The 16,796-nt window shown below is 60.4% G+C and carries 14 protein-coding genes; 10 read left to right on the top strand and 4 right to left on the bottom strand.

What is annotated here, in order from left to right:
• Window positions 1-16: 16 nt before the first annotated feature.
• From NQ490_RS13190 to NQ490_RS13205, 4 genes are all read right to left on the bottom strand, one after another.
• Window positions 17-619, bottom strand: a complete 603-nt coding sequence (locus NQ490_RS13190; RefSeq protein ID WP_007046696.1) for a hypothetical protein — start codon at window positions 617-619, stop codon at window positions 17-19.
• Between the two features lie 7 nt (window positions 620-626).
• On the bottom strand, window positions 627-848 hold the full coding sequence (locus NQ490_RS13195) for a YdbC family protein (RefSeq protein ID WP_007046695.1): 222 nt from the start codon (window positions 846-848) through the stop codon (window positions 627-629).
• Window positions 849-936: 88 nt separating this feature from the next.
• The gene (locus NQ490_RS13200; RefSeq protein WP_007046694.1) at window positions 937-1,872 is read right to left on the bottom strand and encodes a class B sortase; all 936 of its coding nucleotides are present in this window, start codon (window positions 1,870-1,872) and stop codon (window positions 937-939) included.
• A 64-nt stretch (window positions 1,873-1,936) separates the two neighbouring features.
• Window positions 1,937-2,272 carry a hypothetical protein gene (locus NQ490_RS13205; protein WP_007046693.1) on the bottom strand — a complete coding sequence of 112 codons (336 nt, stop codon included), beginning with the start codon at window positions 2,270-2,272 and terminating at the stop codon, window positions 1,937-1,939.
• A gap of 309 nt (window positions 2,273-2,581) precedes the next feature.
• On the opposite strand from NQ490_RS13205, the gene rfbA reads away from it, so the two are divergent.
• From rfbA to NQ490_RS13255, 10 genes are all read left to right on the top strand, one after another.
• Complete coding sequence (gene rfbA, locus NQ490_RS13210; protein ID WP_007046692.1) at window positions 2,582-3,466, top strand: glucose-1-phosphate thymidylyltransferase RfbA; 885 nt, start codon at window positions 2,582-2,584, stop codon at window positions 3,464-3,466.
• An 11-nt stretch (window positions 3,467-3,477) separates the two neighbouring features.
• A complete protein-coding gene (rfbD, locus tag NQ490_RS13215; RefSeq protein ID WP_007046691.1) occupies window positions 3,478-4,380 on the top strand; it encodes a dTDP-4-dehydrorhamnose reductase in 903 nt (300 codons plus the stop codon).
• Between the two features lie 7 nt (window positions 4,381-4,387).
• The gene (rfbB, locus tag NQ490_RS13220) at window positions 4,388-5,452 is read left to right on the top strand and encodes a dTDP-glucose 4,6-dehydratase (protein WP_007046690.1); all 1,065 of its coding nucleotides are present in this window, start codon (window positions 4,388-4,390) and stop codon (window positions 5,450-5,452) included.
• 69 nt (window positions 5,453-5,521) lie between these two features.
• Entirely contained in the window at window positions 5,522-6,499 is a 978-nt protein-coding gene (locus NQ490_RS13225) for a hypothetical protein (RefSeq protein ID WP_007046689.1), read from the top strand.
• Between the two features lie 123 nt (window positions 6,500-6,622).
• The gene (locus tag NQ490_RS13230; protein WP_007046688.1) at window positions 6,623-7,102 is read left to right on the top strand and encodes an Lrp/AsnC family transcriptional regulator; all 480 of its coding nucleotides are present in this window, start codon (window positions 6,623-6,625) and stop codon (window positions 7,100-7,102) included.
• Window positions 7,102-8,283 (top strand): aminotransferase class I/II-fold pyridoxal phosphate-dependent enzyme, encoded by a 1,182-nt coding sequence (locus NQ490_RS13235; RefSeq protein ID WP_007046687.1) that lies wholly within the window; start codon window positions 7,102-7,104, stop codon window positions 8,281-8,283. Before NQ490_RS13230 ends, NQ490_RS13235 begins: the two co-directional genes overlap by 1 nt.
• Window positions 8,284-8,313: 30 nt before the next feature.
• Window positions 8,314-9,204, top strand: a complete 891-nt coding sequence (gene ispE / locus NQ490_RS13240) for a 4-(cytidine 5'-diphospho)-2-C-methyl-D-erythritol kinase (protein ID WP_007046686.1) — start codon at window positions 8,314-8,316, stop codon at window positions 9,202-9,204.
• Window positions 9,205-9,266: 62 nt separating this feature from the next.
• Entirely contained in the window at window positions 9,267-9,845 is a 579-nt protein-coding gene (locus tag NQ490_RS13245) for a stage II sporulation protein R (protein WP_007046685.1), read from the top strand.
• Between the two features lie 79 nt (window positions 9,846-9,924).
• Window positions 9,925-13,257: a PD-(D/E)XK nuclease family protein gene (locus NQ490_RS13250; protein ID WP_040917639.1), complete on the top strand. Its 3,333-nt coding sequence runs from the start codon at window positions 9,925-9,927 to the stop codon at window positions 13,255-13,257.
• An 11-nt stretch (window positions 13,258-13,268) separates the two neighbouring features.
• The gene (locus NQ490_RS13255; RefSeq protein ID WP_007046683.1) at window positions 13,269-16,751 is read left to right on the top strand and encodes a UvrD-helicase domain-containing protein; all 3,483 of its coding nucleotides are present in this window, start codon (window positions 13,269-13,271) and stop codon (window positions 16,749-16,751) included.
• The last annotated feature ends 45 nt before the right edge of the window (window positions 16,752-16,796 follow it).

A 16,796-nucleotide genomic window follows, 5' to 3' on the forward strand; every position in this document is an offset into this window, starting at 1 on the left:
TGTTTTTATAGGATTTCTATTTGTTTTTTGGATGTCCGTTTTCCACGCTGCTGGTGCCCTGCTCCATCAGGTAAGTGGCGGTCAGATCGGCAATGTGCAGTTTGACAGCCAGCGGATAGCTGTTGTAGGCGTCGCTTACGGCAAAGCTGCCGCCGCGCACCGCGTCGTCAAAGCCGCCCATATGCCAGCGGATGGCCACTGCTTCGGCAGTTTTCAGCCGCATGAAGTGTTCGATCAGATAAACGCTCTTCTCACCGTGGCCATAGGGCAGCTGGTCGGCTACCTGATAGTAAGGGACCTTCTCCCACTGTCCAGTGGCATCATTCTTCACGTTGCGGGTGCTGACCTTGTAAAAGTTCGCCTTGCACAGATCGTGCAGCAAGCCGCAGATAGCGTAGCTTTCCGCACTCTCCCCTTCGGTGAAGAAATGCTGCATCATCGCCTGGTAGACGTTGATGCTGTGCATGACAAGACCGTATTCGCAGGCACCGTGAAAACGGGTAGAAGCCGGTGCGGTGAAGAAATCTGTGGTTTCCAGCCAGTTCAGCAGCCGGTCGGCACCGGGACGGGTGATGTTCTTGTTATAGATCTCCACAAATTGAGCGTGGTAGTCTTCCATAACGACCTCACAGTTCCATGTCGTTGAGAATGTCCCGCAGCGTCTTGAGTTCCTCGGCGGTCAGGCTGATGCCTTTGGCCATGCGGCTGCCGTCCGGGGACCAGTCGCGGATATCATACTTCGGTGCATTGCCGTTCCAGCTGATCATGTTCAGCTGGCGCTCCCAGCCGCGTGCATTGGTGGAGAGCACAGCGATGCGCTCGGTAATTTCATAGGTGAATTCTGCCATACTTCACAGGCTCCTCTCATAGTATTGTCTTGCAACATCATAGCGGATTCCCGCCGAAAATGCAAGACCAAACTGCCCGGACGCGGTTTCAATCCCCGATACGGACGGCCAGCAGGGCAAAGCGGGTGTCGGTGGCGGGGGTCGTGTTGCCGCAGGTGGAAAGAGTCAGCAGCTGCTGGCCGTATTCGGGGGTGGTACCGGTATCGTACAGGGCCAGATCCAGGATGGCATCCACCCGCTGCTGCCATTCCAGCTTGGTGTCGGCGTCAAAGAAGGTATAATAGGGGAGGGCATCGGCACCCAGCGTGGTGTCCAGCGCGGCCACCACCTGCCAGGTACCGGTCTCATACAGCGTATCAAAGGTAAAGGTGGGGTGCGCCCGCCAGAATGCCTCGTCGCGGTAACGCGTCAGTTCCCCGAACATGGAACCATCCGCCATGTTGTGTCCGTAGATCAGCCAGTTGGCCGTGGGATTGTCAGGATCAATGGAACATTGTTCGTCGAGAAAAAGAGTGCCGCCGGTGGCATATAATCCATCGAACCCGCGGCGCAGATAGTGCTCGTTGTCGCCGGGAGTCTGGACGACCGGCAGATCAATGCCAGTTCCGTCCATGCGAAGCCAGCCCACCAGGTCGGCGTTCTGCTCATACAGCGCACGGTACGGAGGCAGGACCTGGGCAGCCTGTTCGGGGGCGGGAGTAGGGGCGGTTTCGGGTGTGGTGTGTGCATCGGCGGCCTCCGTCCTGGCCAGGGCATCGCGGGTGGCTGCCAATGGCGCCACCGTGACACGGCCGGTCTCCGCGGTGGCTGTGGTGGAGCTGACGGCCACCAAGGTAGGAGGCTCCGGCTGGCCGCCATGGAAAAGCGTCTGCCGCAGCAGCAGCGCGGCGGCCAGAAGCAGTGCGACGGCTCCGCCCAGGCGCAGCCACCGGGCATGACGCCGCTGGCGGGCGCGCAGACCGGTACGGGCGGCGAAAGGGTAGTAGGCTGTGTCGCCGCGCAGCCTGCGGTAACGCTTGAACAAGGGAACCGACTCCTCTCTGCATCTTTTTTCGGGAAATAAAAAAACGCCCCGCAGGGCGTTGTCATCATATCTTTCGCAGCATCAGCAGGCCTGCGGAACAGATCAGGATCAGGCCGACGATTCCGGCCAGATACAGAACCGGAAAATCACCGGTGGCCGGTGTGTCGGCAGCAGGGGTGGCCGTAGAAGAAGGCGTCTGGCTGCTCTGGGCGGTAACGACATCCACCTTGGCAACGGTTTCATTGACCTTGACGGTATCGCTCTGCTGTTGTGTGCGCGAAGTGGAACTGGTGGGGGTTGCAGTGGCCTGTGCGGCGGAACGTTCATTGTTCAGCACGCCGCAGGCGGCCAGCAAGGCGACCAGCGCAATAAAAAAGGCCGCGCATAAAAAGCGTTTCAACGCGAAAACGCCTCCTTAATATAGGCTTGAAAATTCAATATTACAAGACGGCGTACACGGCCATCGTCAATTACACTGCGTATATTGTATCATATGATGTCGCAGACGTCAAGCGTTCGTAAACAAATGGTAACAAACTGGAAACAAATTCCGGCCGGCTATCCGGAGGCGCGGGCGGGATTTGCCCCTTGCGCCATGCAGACAAATGCGGTATAATAACTTCAATATTGTGTGAGATTATGCCCCAATGGGAAGCCCCCGTGGGATGGGCGGCGCGCACTGTCAAATTCAGCATAAGGAGTTGTAACGATGAAAGGGATTATCCTTGCCGGTGGTGCCGGCACAAGACTCTACCCGTTGACGATGGTCACCTCCAAACAGCTGCTGCCTGTGTATGATAAGCCGATGATTTACTATCCGCTGTCAACGCTGATGCTGGCGGGCATTCAGGATATTTTGATCATCTCCACCCCCACCGACACCCCGCGCTTTGAGGCGCTGCTGGGCGACGGCAGTCAGTACGGCCTGCATCTGCAGTACAAGGTCCAGCCGAGCCCTGACGGTCTGGCCCAGGCATTCCTGCTGGGGGAGGAATTCATCAACGGTGACTGCTGTGCGATGGTCCTGGGGGACAATATCTTCTATGGCGCCGGTTTCTCAAAGCGCCTGAAGGCGGCCGCGGCCAATGCGGAAGCAGGTCGCAGCACGGTATTCGGGTACTATGTCAATGACCCTGAGCGTTTCGGTGTGGTTTCCTTTGACAAGGAAGGGCGCGCAACCTCCATCGAGGAAAAGCCGGAACATCCCAAGAGCAACTATGCGGTCACAGGTCTGTATTTCTACAACAAGGACGTTGTGAAGATGGCCAAGCAGGTCAAGCCCAGCGCCCGCGGAGAGCTGGAGATCACCACGCTGAATGCGATGTACCTGGATGAGGGCAAGCTGGACGTACAGCTGCTGGGCCGAGGCTACGCATGGCTGGATACCGGCACGATGGATTCCCTGGTGGAAGCCGCTACGTTTGTACAGACGGTGGAACAGCGCCAGGGCATCAAGATTTCTGCTCCGGAGGAGATCGCCTACAAGTACGGCTGGATCAGCAAGGAAAAACTGCTGGAAAGCGCCGCACGGTACGGCAAGTCGCCCTACGGCAAGCATTTGAAGAACGTTGCCGACGACAAGCTGCTGTATTGAGAGGATTTGCAATGAAAATTTTGATTACCGGGTGCCGCGGTCAGCTGGGCACCGAACTGCAGCATCAGCTGGCAGAGGAAGGCTGTGTGCTGGGCCCTCTGCCGGAGCGTCTGCGCAAGGCCACGGTCATTCCCGTGGATGTGGATGAACTGGATATCACCGATCGGGAAGCAACGATCAGCTACATTCGCCGGCACCAGCCGGATACCGTCATCAACTGCGCGGCCTTCACCAATGTGAACGGCTGCGAGACTTCCCGAGATGCAGCCTTTACAGTCAACGCCATCGGCCCGCGCAATCTGGCGCTGGCCTGTGACAAGGTCAATGCCCGCCTGATCCATATTTCCACCGACTATGTGTTTTCGGGCGCGCCCAACGGCGGTGTGGCGCTGGATGAGTGTGCACTGCCGGCGCCCATTTCGGCCTACGGTCAGACCAAGCTGCTGGGCGAACAGTACGTGGAGCGGTTCTGCCGCCGCCATATCATTGTGCGCACGGCGTGGCTCTACAGCTATTACGGCAAGAACTTTGTCAAGACGATGGTCAATCTGGGCAAAACCCACGAGAAGATCACCGTGGTCAACGACCAGCTGGGCAATCCCACCAATGCGGTGGACCTGGCGTACCATATCCTCAAGCTGGCGGTCAGCCATGATTACGGCATCTACCACTGCACTGGCAACGGCATCTGCAGCTGGGCAGACTTTGCCGCAGAGATTATGAAGGGAGCAGGCCTTCCCTGCAAGGTGATTCCCTGCACCAGTGCCGAATACGCCGCTGCCCATCCCGAGAGCGCCAACCGTCCCGAATGGAGTGCCCTGGACAACCGCATGCTGCGCTGCACCGTCGGCGACGAGATGCGCGACTGGAAGGACGCTCTCAAGGACTTTTTTGCAAACTGGAACGGAGAATGATCACGTTATGAAAACTTATCTCGTCACCGGCTGCGCCGGTTTTATCGGTTCCAACTTTGTCCACTACATGCTGGACAAGTATGAGGACATTCGTCTGATCAACCTGGACAAGCTGACCTATGCCGGCAACCTGGAAAATCTGCAGGACATCGAGGATGACGCCCGCCATATCTTTGTGCAGGGGGATATCTGCGACAAGGCGCTGGTCACCGATCTGATTGCCAAGTACGATCCCGACTACGTCATCAACTTTGCGGCGGAGAGCCATGTGGACCGCAGCATCAAGAACCCTGAAATTTTTGTGGAGAGCAATGTGCTGGGCACCGTCAACCTGCTGCAGTGCTGCAAGGATGCCTGGTACGACGCCGAGGCCAAAACCTGGAAAGCCGGCAAGAAGTATCTGCAGGTATCCACCGATGAGGTGTACGGCGCGCTGGGCGCCGAGGGCTATTTCATGGAGACCACGCCGCTGTGCCCCCATAGCCCGTATTCCGCCAGCAAGGCCAGCGCCGATATGTTTGTCAAGGCATTCCACGATACCTACGGCATGCCGATGAACATCACCCGCTGCTCCAACAACTACGGCCCTTATCAGTTCCCGGAGAAGCTCATCCCCCTGCTCATCAACAACGCCAAGCAGCACAAGAAGCTGCCGGTCTACGGTGACGGCATGCAGATCCGAGACTGGCTGTATGTCATGGATCACTGCAAGGCCATTGATATGGTGGCCAATGGCGGCAAGGACGGCGAGGTCTATAATGTGGGCGGCCACAATGAACGTCCCAACATCTTCATCGTCAAGACCGTCATTGCCCAGCTGCATGACCGCCTGAAGGATGAAGGTATCAGCGAAGAACTGATCACCCATGTGGCCGACCGTCTGGGCCATGACCGCCGCTACGGCATTGATCCCACCAAGATCAAGGAAGATCTGGGCTGGTATCCCGAAACTCCCTTTGAAAAGGGGATCGTGCTGACCATCGACTGGTATCTGGCGCATCCCGAGTGGATGAGCCATGTCACCAGCGGTGAATATCAGAAGTACTACGAGCAGATGTACAAAAACAAGTAATTCATCTGCCCTGTACAGAACCTTCCGGGCTGCAGGCCCGCAGATCTTTTAGGAGCTTCATAATCCACAATGGCAAATTACAGAGAAGAGCAAATCCGCAACAGCCGCCGTCTGGCCCGGCAGATTCTGGGCGCGGTCTCGCTGCTGCTGGCACTCATCGGATTGTTTACCGTGTTGGGCTGGGTCGTCAGTGCGCTGCGCAGCGCACTGGATGATTCCGGCCGCCGGGCTTCCTACGCGGACCTGCTGTACGGCATGGTCATGCTGGATCCCCTTCCTTTTGATGATGTGAATGCCGTCGATCCCGGTGTCTTCAAGCAGGCCGCGATCTGGGGCACCGTCTATGAGATCCAGAAAAACGGAGAGAGTCTGGACCAGTATGAGCGCGATCCCGATACCGGTTCGGCGATGATCCCCAAGCTGGAGATCGACACCTACATCTCCAATCTGTTGGGGCCTGATTACCAGATCACCGACGGCAGCTTCAGCACCGACGAGTTCGTCTATCAGTACAACGAGGAAAAGCAGTGCTATCTGGTGCCTGTCACCAGTTCGGTGGCGCAGTACACGCCGGAAGTGGAAAAAATTACGACCTCCGGCGGCAAGATGTACGTCACGGTGGGGTACATCCCCACCACCAGCAACAGTGCCAGCGGCGAACTGGCCCTGACGGCGCCCACCGATCCTGTCAAGTATATGGACTACGTCTTTACCCGCGGAGAAAACCGCGACTGGTATCTGGCCGCCCTGCAGGAGAGCGAAATGAAGGTGGAAGCCACGCCGGAGCCTTCGCCCACCGCGGCTGTGACCCAGGATACGCAGTCCATGGTGGAGAGCCAGCTGAATTCTTCCATGACGGACGCGGCCAGCAGCACAGCGGAAGAGGATGCTTCCGCTGCAGAGGAAACTGAACCGGCCGAGAGTACCGAGCCTGCCGAATCCACAGAAAATTCCGAGGAATCGACGGACGGCACGGAATCTGAATCCGCGGATTCCGCACCGGAAGCTGACAGTGATACGGCGGAGAGCGACGAAGCCGTAGGCTGATTTTTGCAGAACCGAACACCCCCGCACAAGGCTGCGGGGGCGTTTTTTGTGCAAAAAACAGGTGCATTCTCAGGCGGTCTATGCTATAATCAAACCATATATACTGCAAAGAGGTGTATCAATATGGAAGAATTGCTGCGGATTTTGGAAAAGAATGCCCGTATGCCCATTGAGGATATCGCGGCGATGCTGGACAAGACGCCGGAGGAAGTGGCCGCCATGATGGATGAGGCTGCTGCCAAGGGGTATATCCGTGGATATGAGACGCTGGTGGACTGGGAGCAGGCCGGCGTCAATCTGGTGGAAGCGGTCATCGAACTGCGGGTCACGCCGCACAAGTCCCGCGGTTTTGATGACATCGGCACCATCATTGCCGGTTTTGATGAGGTGGATACCGTGCTGCTGATGAGCGGCAGCTACGATCTGCAGGTCATCATCAAGGGCCGCAGCTTCCAGGAAATCGCCCTCTTTGTCGCCAAGCGCCTGTCGCCGCTGGACGATGTGATCTCTACGGCGACCAGCTTTGTGCTGCGTGCCTATAAGCGGGGCGGCCGCCTGTACCAGGCCGAGGAGACCGACGAAAGAGAGTGGACGATGCTGTGATGAACTATAACGAACTGCTTGCTCCTGCCGCCCAGGCGATGCGTCCCTCCGGCATCCGCAAGTTCTTTGACCTGGCCAGTGATATGCCGCACTGCATCTCTTTGGGGGTGGGCGAGCCGGACTTCAAGACACCCTGGAGTGTGCGGGATGCCGGTATCCGCAGCCTGGAACAGGGGCGCACCAAGTATACGGCCAACGCCGGCCTCAAGGAGCTGCGCGCCGAGATCTGCCGGTATCTGGAACGCCGTTTTGATCTGAAATATGATGTGCCGCAGGTGCTGGTCACCGTCGGCGGCAGCGAAGCCATCGACCTGGCCATCCGCGCCCTGGTCAAACCCGGGGACGAGGTGATCATCCCGGAACCCTGCTTTGTTTGCTATGAACCCATCACCCAGCTGACCGGGGGTGTGCCGGTGCATATTGCCACCCGCGCCGAGGACGGCTTCCGTCTGACGGCCGAGCAGCTCAAAGCCGCCATCACGCCGCGCACCAAGTTGGTCATCTTCCCGTATCCCAACAACCCTACGGGAGCGGTTATAGGGGGCGAGGATCTGGAGGCGATCGCGGAGGTCCTGCGGGGGACCAACGTCATGGTGCTGTCGGATGAGATTTATTCCGAGCTTACTTACGGTCTGGACCGGCATGTTTCCTTCGCCGCGATCCCCGGTATGGCCGAACGGACCATTGTGGTCAATGGCTTCTCCAAATCCTACGCCATGACCGGTTGGCGCCTGGGGTATGCGGTGGGGCCGGAACCCATCATTCAGATCATGACCAAGATCCACCAAAGCTGCATCATGAGTGCTCCCACCACCAGCCAGTATGCGGCTATCACGGCGCTGCGCCAGTGCGACGACCAGATCGAGATGATGCGGGATGAGTACAACCGCCGCCGCCGTTATGTGGTCAAGGCTCTCAATGAGATGGGGCTGACCTGCTTTGAACCCCGCGGGGCGTTCTATGTCTTTCCGTCCATTCAGATCAGCGGCCTGAGCAGCGAGGCCTTCTGCGAGCAGCTGCTGCGGGAGAAGGAAGTGGCGATCATTCCGGGAGATGCCTTTGGCGCTTCCGGTGAGGGCTATGCCCGTATCAGCTACGCCTACAGCGTGGACCATCTGGAAACGGCCATGTACCGCATTCGGGCTTTCCTGAAGGAACACGGCTGGCTCAAGACCGAATAAGGCATCACACAAGACAGGAACGGGATCTCTATGCTCAAAAAATCCGTTACGGTGCTGGCCCCGGCCAAGCTGAACCTTTCGCTGGACGTGGTGGGCACCATGCCCAATGGCTATCATGATCTGGACATGGTCATGCAGACCATCGACCTGTACGAAAAAATCACCCTGCGCCGCAGTGAGGGGCTGAATCTGACACTGCCCGGCAGCTTTGTGCCGGTCAACGATAAGAATACCGCCATCAAAGCGGCATTGGCCTTTTTCCATTACACCGGCCTGTTGGCGGGGGTGGACATGACCATCTACAAGCGGGTGCCGGTGCGGGCTGGCATGGCAGGCGGCAGCGCCGATGCAGCCGGTGTGCTGGTGGGACTCAATGACCTGTACGACGCGCATCTCTCCATAAGCGAACTCTGTGCCATCGGCGCGGGAATCGGGGCAGATGTGCCCTTTGCGCTGCTGGGCGGTACCTGCCGGGTACGCGGCGTCGGCGATCTCATGAAGGCACTGCCGCCCTGCCCGGAATGCTGGTTTGTGGTGGCGATGCCCAGCGTGGGCGTATCCACTCCGGAAGCTTTCGCCCGGTATGACACCATGGGCAGCCCGGTCCATCCCGACTGCGAAGCGCAGGAACAGGCGGTGCGGTCCGGGGATCTCGCGGCAGTCTGTGCAGCGGCCGGCAATGCCCTGGAACATTGCTCCGGCGCCGAAGAAACACCGGCTATCTGCGCGGTCCTGCGGGAACACGGAGCGCTGACAGCTCAAATGACCGGCAGCGGGGCCGCGGTGTTCGGCGTCTTTGACGACGAGGATAAGGCGCGCGCAGCCCTTGCGGCGCTCAAACCCGGCTACAAACAGTGCTATCTCTGCCGGCCCACCCGCGGCGGTCCGCGGGTCACGGTACGGCGCCCCCTGAAAAAATAACCGCCCTTGTGTTTGCGGAATGCCTGGCCCGCCCATACTCCCTGCGAAGGGAGTGAGTGGGTATGAACCGCAGACGACAGGTATTGGAACTGGGCGTTGGCCTGGGATTTTTGCTGACGATTGTACTTACGCTGGCTATGGGGTGGCGGGAAACGGTGGCTGCCCGGGTGCGGGCGGATACCATCCGGCTGCATGTGCTGGCCAACAGTGATACCATCGAGGATCAGCTTCTGAAACTTAAGGTGCGGGACGCCGTTCTGGCGGCGCTGCCCGGAACGGTTACCGAAGCCGGGACACCTGCCGAGGCCCAGCAGGCGCTGCGGCGATCGCTGCCCGCCCTGCAGGCAGCCGCCAACCAGGCGCTGCTGCAGGAGCACAGTGGACAGACGGCGGCTGTCCGTCTGGAAAATTACGACTTTGATGCCCGGGACTACGGCGAGTTTGCCCTGCCCGGCGGTACCTATACCGCGCTGCGGGTGGAGCTGGGAGCGGCGCAGGGGCACAATTGGTTTTGTGTGCTTTACCCGGCCCTCTGTGTGTCGGGGGCAACAGCAGAATACCCCACCGGGGCAGAAAATGCGCTGGTGTTTGGTTCCTATGAAGTGCGCTTTGCTCTGCTGGATGCCCTGCGGGGCCTGTAAAATCAATGCCAAGAGGGAAGGGGGAAGCCCGGCAGGCTCCCACATTCCCTCTTTTTTCTGCAACGGGAAAGGACTTTTTATGCTGCATCTACTTCTGGGACCTTCGGGCAGCGGCAAATCCCGCCGTATGCTGGCGGAGCTGCGTACCCGCGCCGAACACGGCGAACGCAGCCTGCTGATTGTGCCGGAACAGTTCACTTCCTCCACCGAGGGGCAGTTGTACCGTACGCTGGGGGATACTCTGTCAGCCTATGTGGAGAGTTACTCCTTTACTTCTCTGGCCGAGACACTGCTGCGCCGTTATGGCGGGGCGGCGGTGCAGACGCTGGATGAGGCGGGACGGGCGCTGTTGGTGCGCCGGGCGGTGGACTCGCTGCTGGACCAGGTGGTGTACTATAACCGGCAGCGGCGGTCGGCGGCTTTCTGCGAAAAAGCGGCCCAGACCATCGAGGAACTGAAGAGCGCCGGTGTCACGCCGCAGGCTCTGGCAGCGTATGCCTGTGCCCCGGGAGCCGACCGGGACAAGCTGCAGGAACTTTCCCTGATCTACGGCGCTTATGAGGGACTGCTGGCCCAGACGGCCATGGACCCCGGTGACCGGCAGCAGCTGGCAGCGCAGTATCTGGACGCAGCCTTTTTTGCCGGCCGTGCGGTCTTCATTGACGAGTTCGACACCTTCAATGCCCCGAAACGGGCCTTGCTGGCTGCTATGCTGCCGGTTGCCGATGTGACGGTCTGCCTTTGCTGCGACGGACCGGAGGATCACGAGGGCGGTATGGGATTGTTCAGCGGTGCCAAAGCGGTGGCAGGCAGCCTGCGCCGTATGGCCGCCGACGCCGGTGTTCCGGTACATACCGAGACCCTGACCGATGACCCCCGCCATGCGGACACCCCGGTGCTGGCGGAACTGAATCTGCTGCTTGCCGATCCTACCTACACGCCGGACCGGACGGTGGATCCGGACCAGCCAGCCATTGTCTGCTATGGGGCGGCCAGCCGGCAGGCCGAGGCCAAGGCGGTGGCGGCTGAAATCGCGGCCCGTGCCCGTGCCGGGATGCCCTATCATCGCATGGCGGTCATCTGCCGTGACGCGGCGCAGTATCTGGGGCCGTTGCGGTACGAATTCCGCCTGCAGAACATTCCTCTTTTTTGTGACGAGGCGACCACGCCGGAAAATACGGCGCCTGCCCGTGCGGTGCATGCCGTGCTGGACCTGGCAAGGAGCGGCGTTTCCAGCCGGACGGTGCTGCGGCTGCTCAAGACCGGGCTGGTGAATCTGCCCGAGCGACAGCAGACCGCGCTGGAAAACTACGCATACACCTGGTCCCTCAAGGCCGCGGACTGGCGTGCCCCTTTCACCCGCAGTGCAGCGGGGTATGCGGATGTGGAACGCGCCGAAGATGTCCGGACCCGGGAAGAGGCCGAGGCAGCCCGTGTGTTTTTGATGGAGCGCATCCAGAAATTCCTGCCCCGCGTGAAAAATGCGGGAGCGGCGGCACTGACCAAACAGGTGTATCTGTTCTTGCAGTCCCTTGGTGCGGAGGATACGCTCAACGCCCTGGCAGAAACATTGCGGGGGCAGGGACGCATGCCGGAAGCGGACGAGGTTCTGCGGGAGTGGAATGTGGTCATGGGACTGCTCAACCAGCTGGCACAGTTGCTGGGGGAGGAGGAACTGCCGCCGGCCGATTATGCCGAACTCTTTACGCTGCTGCTGCGTACCACCGATATGGGACATATCCCGCAGAGCCTGGACAGCGTGATTCTGACAACGGCGGGCCGCATGCGTCTGCCTGAAACCGATGCGGTGTTTGTCGTCGGTTTGCTGGAGGGAGAATTCCCCAAGACACCCGGCGATCAGGGGCTTCTGACCCATGCCGACCGGGATGCGATGATCCGGCAGGGAGCAGAACTGCCGGACTGCTTCGAAAATAAGGTGCTGCGTGAAGGGGTCTGTTTTTATAAAGCGATGACGGCGGCGCGGTCATTCCTGTGGCTAAGCTGGCCAGGCGCCGCCCATGCCGAGGACGATACCCCTGCAAGTTCGGCACTGGCTCCGGTGCGGCGGTTGCTGCAAGTTCCCTTCGCCGGGCCGTCCACTGCGGAATTGGGCGCTTCTCCGGCAGCGGCGTTGGACATACTTGGTGTCATCAGTCAGCAGCCCGGCCGGGAAGGAGAGGGCGAAGCCCTGCGCGCCGCATTGGAGGATGCGGAAGGAACACCCCAGAGCGCCCCGGGGTATGAAGCGGTACGCCGTGCCCGGGAGAAGGCGGAACCTGCCGTCCGGGATACCGGGGCACTGGAGAAGCTGTTGGGGCCTGGTCTGCGTGTCAGCCCGACGCGGTTTGAAAAGTACCAGACTTGTCCTTTTGGCTACTTTATGCAGTTCGTGCTGCGGGCTGCGCCCCGTCAGAAAGCGGAACTTGCGCCCAACATCAGCGGTACGCTGACCCACTGGGTGTTGGAAAACGCCCTGCGTCGTCAGGGAGCGGCCTTCAAGGACCTGACTGCGGAGGAACTGCAGGCGCTGGTGGAGGAACTGGTGGCGGAATATACCCAGGCCAATCTGCCGGGGATCACGGTGCGGATGCAGTACCTGATCGAGCGAATCCGCCGCAATCTGGTGGGATTGCTGGGGTTTATCCAGCGGGACCTGCAGCAGTCCGGTTTCCAGCCGGTGGCCTTTGAACTTCGCATTGATGACCGCCCCGGGGAGGATCCCGAGGCTCCGCGGATCGATCCGGTGGAGCTGAAGGACGGAGCCGGTCACACGGTGCGGATTGTGGGCACCGTGGACCGGGTGGATGCCATGCCGCTGGGGGAACGCACCTATCTGCGGGTGGTGGATTACAAGACCGGCGGCAAGGATTTTCAACTCAAGGAAGTCTATTGCGGGCTGGACTGCCAGATGCTTTTGTATCTTTTTACGCTGGAACGCAACGCCGGAAATAAATTCCCGGGCGCGACGGCAGCGGGGGTGGAATACCTCCTGGCGGATCCGGCTCCCGAGAGTATCCCTCGTTCCGAGGCCGGGCAGGATGCAGCGGAGGCGGAAAACAATTATCCGCTCAACGGCCTCCTGCTGGATGATGAGAGTGTCTATCAGGCCATGGACCGCCGCTGCACCGGCAATTTTGTGCCGCTGAATTTCAGCGCCAAAACCGGAAAAGTCACCAACGGCAAAAGCCGTCTGGCCGATGAAAAGAAACTGGCCCGCATCCGGGATCATCTGGACGGTTTGCTGAAGCAGATGTCCAGGAACCTTTATGCGGGCAAGATCGATGCCCAGCCGCTGTGCAACGGCGGGCGAAGCCCCTGCACTTATTGCGATTTCCGTATTGCCTGTGCACACCGGGACGGGGAAAATGAGCGCAAGGTGGAGGCAGCTGCCGATCCGTTTGCAGAAGAATAAAGGAGAACACTATGCCGGATACCCCTAAAATTCAATTTACCCCTGCCCAGGCGGCGGCCATCGGCGCACGGGGCGGCAGTCTGCTGGTATCGGCGGCGGCCGGTTCCGGCAAGACCCGGGTCCTGGTGGAACGTGTGGTAGGGATGATCACCGATCCGCAGCATCCGGTGGAGGCAGACAGTCTGTTGATCATGACCTTCACCAATGCGGCGGCGGCCAAACTCCGGGCGGATATTGCCACCCGCCTGGCGGATGAGGTGCGGGCTCATCCTGGGAATGTGCGTCTGCGCCGCCAGCAGCTCCTGCTGCAGCGGGCTTCCATCGGCACGGTGGATGCCTTCTGCCTGCATTTCGTGCAGCAGCATTTCGCGGCGCTGGATGTACCGCCGGACTTTGAGACGGCCGAGGAGGCAGATCTGGCCCGCATCGAACAGGAAGTCCTGGCAGACCTGCTGGAAGAAGCCTATGAAGATCCGGATTTCCGTGCCTTTGCCGACCTCTACGACCGGGGCCGCACCGACCAGACGGCAGGCAATGCGGTGCTGGAACTGTATCATTTCAGCCGGTCGCTGCCTCACCCCATGCAGGCGCTGCAGTCCTTTGCCGACCAGTGGCAGAACGGGGAACCACCCCAGACTACTCCCTGGGGAAAGGACCTGCTGCGCATTGCACTGGACCGGGCGCGCGGCGCCCAGGCCCTGCTGGAAGCCGGTGCCCGTACGGCGGCCCGTGACGAGGCGGCTGATGCCGCTTACACGGCGGTGCTGCAGGATGATGTTTCCCGCGTGGAATGGCTCTGCCAGAAACTGCAGCAGGGGGACTGGGATGCCGCGGTGGCGGCACTGGAGGAACTGGGCGGCAGCTGGCGAAAAGCGGGACGCATCAAAGGCGGCAAAGATTCCAATCCGGTGGCCTTTGCGGCCAGCGAACTGCGTGACCGTGCCAAAAAGCAGATTGCGGCCCTGCGCACGGACTTCCTGCTCTGCACGGCGGAAGAGTATCAGGAGGACCGCCGTCGTGCGGCCCCGCTGGTGGCGGCACTGGTGCGGATTACCCAACGTTTTGCCGATGCCTGTTTCGCGGCCAAGTGTGAGGAAAAACTGCTGGACTATGCGGATTTTGAGCACCTGACCCTGGATTTGCTGATTGCTCCGGACGGCAGCCGCACGCCGCTTTGCCATACCGTCAGTGAGCGGTATTCCGCCGTACTGGTGGATGAATACCAGGATACCAACGCCCTGCAGGATGCCATCTATTTCGCGCTGGCGTCCCCGGAGGCCGATAATCTGTTCTTTGTGGGCGACATTAAACAGAGCATCTACCGGTTCCGGCAGGCCGACCCGGCGGTGTTCCTGGGCAAGCAGCAGTGTTGGCAGCCCTATCCGCAGCCGGCGCCCCAACCGGCGACCCTGGCGCTGGATGCCAACTTCCGCAGTGCTCCGCAGGTCATCGAAGGAATCAACTATCTGTTTTCGGTCTTCTTCTCGGAGGGGCTGGGCGGCGTGACCTACGGAGACGGACAGCGTCTGGTGGTGGGCAAACCCGATGTGTCTTATCCGGGACTCTGCGAAGTGGACGTTTTGGACGGTGCCGACGCGGCGGGGGATGCTGCGGGCATTGCCCAACGCATTGCCGGGATGATGCAGGAAGGGTTTGCCGTGCGGGACAAGACGGGAACACGTCCCTGCCGGTATGATGATTTCTGCATCCTGCTGCGCGGCCGTGCAGATTTTTCCATCTACGAGGAGGCACTTCGGGCGGCCGAGATCCCGGTCTTTGCCGATACGGCGGCAGACCTGTTGGATGCGCCCCATATCCGCCCCTTCGCAGCCCTGCTGCGGGTCATCGACAACCCGGCGCAGGACATTCCGCTGGCAGCGGTGCTGCTCAGTCCCATGTTCCCCTATACGCCGGACGATCTGGTATCCCTGCGCCGGGCCTGCCCCCAGGGAAGTCTGTACGGCGCGGTGCTGTATGGCGGCCAGCCCCGGTTTGCAGCTTTCACCGAGTCTCTGGCGGAGTACCGCCGTCTGGCCCGGACTTTGCCGGTGGACCGCCTGCTGGAAGAACTGCTGGCACGCACCGGATATCTGGCAGCGGTGGGAGCGCTCCCCGATGGTGCCCGCTGCCGGGAAGATCTTCTCACCTTTGTGACCTGGGCGGGTGGGGCCGGCCGCGCGGGCCTTTCGGCGCTGGTGCGTGCCATGGATTCCGCAGCGGCCAATGGTGGCCTGAATCAGAGCGGCGGCGGTCAGACCCGTCCGGGGTGTGTCAGCATCATGACGGTCCATCGCTCCAAGGGACTGGAGTTCCCGGTGGTCTTTGTGGCCAACACAGCTCACCAGTTCAACCAGAGTGATGCCATCCGCCCGGTACTGACCCACAGCCGGCTGGGGGTGGGGGTCATGCTGCGGGCGGGAAAGTCTGCCAAGCGCTACAAGACCCTGCCTTACGCAGCGCTGGCCCAGGCCATCCGCACCGAGACGCTCAGTGAGGAAATGCGTGTTTTGTATGTGGCGCTGACCCGTGCCCAGGACGCCCTCATCGTGACGATTCCCCTGAAAAAGACCGACAGCGCCCTCAAAACGCCGGCACTCTGTGCGGCCGCCGAAGCCACCGGTCCCGAAGCCATGCAGGGAATGAGCAGTTGGGCAGGGTGGCTGCTGACTGCGGTTTTGCTGCACCCCGAAAGTGATGCTTTGTGGGCTCATACGCCGCTGTTGCCCCATCATCTGCCCACCAAGGTGCCGCTGACGGTTCGTCTGCTGCCGGCACCGGAGGCGATGCCGGAACAGCCGCCTTGTTTAGAAGTACAGCCCGATGTATCGCTGCGCCGCGCGCTGGAAGAAACCTTTGCCTGGCACAACCCACGGGAGAAACTCCAGAAAATTCCGGCCAAGGTCAGTGTCAGCGCAGTGACACATGGAGCACGCCCCGTGGCGCTGGAGCGTCCGGCTTTCCTGCAAAAAAGCGGGATGACCGGCGCCGAGCGAGGCACCGCCATCCATGCCTTTCTGCAGAGTGTGCCTTTCGATGGTCCGGCGCCCGATCTGCAGGCGGAAGTGCAGCGTCAGAAAGATCTCCGGTTGCTGGATGCCGATTTGGCGGAGAAACTGGATCTGGAGCGGGTGCGTCCCTTCTTTGAGAGCGGCGTCTGGAGAAGAATCCGTGCAGCCCGCCGAGTGCTGCGGGAGGAACCCTTCATCACCGCCCTTCCGGCTTCCCAGGTTGCGCCGGAAGCGGGGCAGAGCGATGCCGAAGTGCTGGTACAGGGCATCGCCGACCTGGTGCTGGTCTTTGACGACCATGCCGAGATCTGTGACTACAAGACCGACGCCAGCAGGGAGCCTGAATTCTATAAAAAGGAATATGCCGCCCAGCTGCAGCTCTATCGTCATGCCTTTGCCTTGCGCCTGGGTGTGCCGGTCACCAAGCTGACGATCTACAGCTTTACGTTGCAGCAGGAGATCGATATCCCCCTTCGGGAGGGATAAGGAACGCTGTGCCGCCAAGAAAACCTGTAAAAAATACGGCGGTAT

Source organism: Subdoligranulum variabile (assembly GCF_025152575.1).
GTDB classification, from domain to species: domain Bacteria; phylum Bacillota; class Clostridia; order Oscillospirales; family Ruminococcaceae; genus Gemmiger; species Gemmiger variabilis.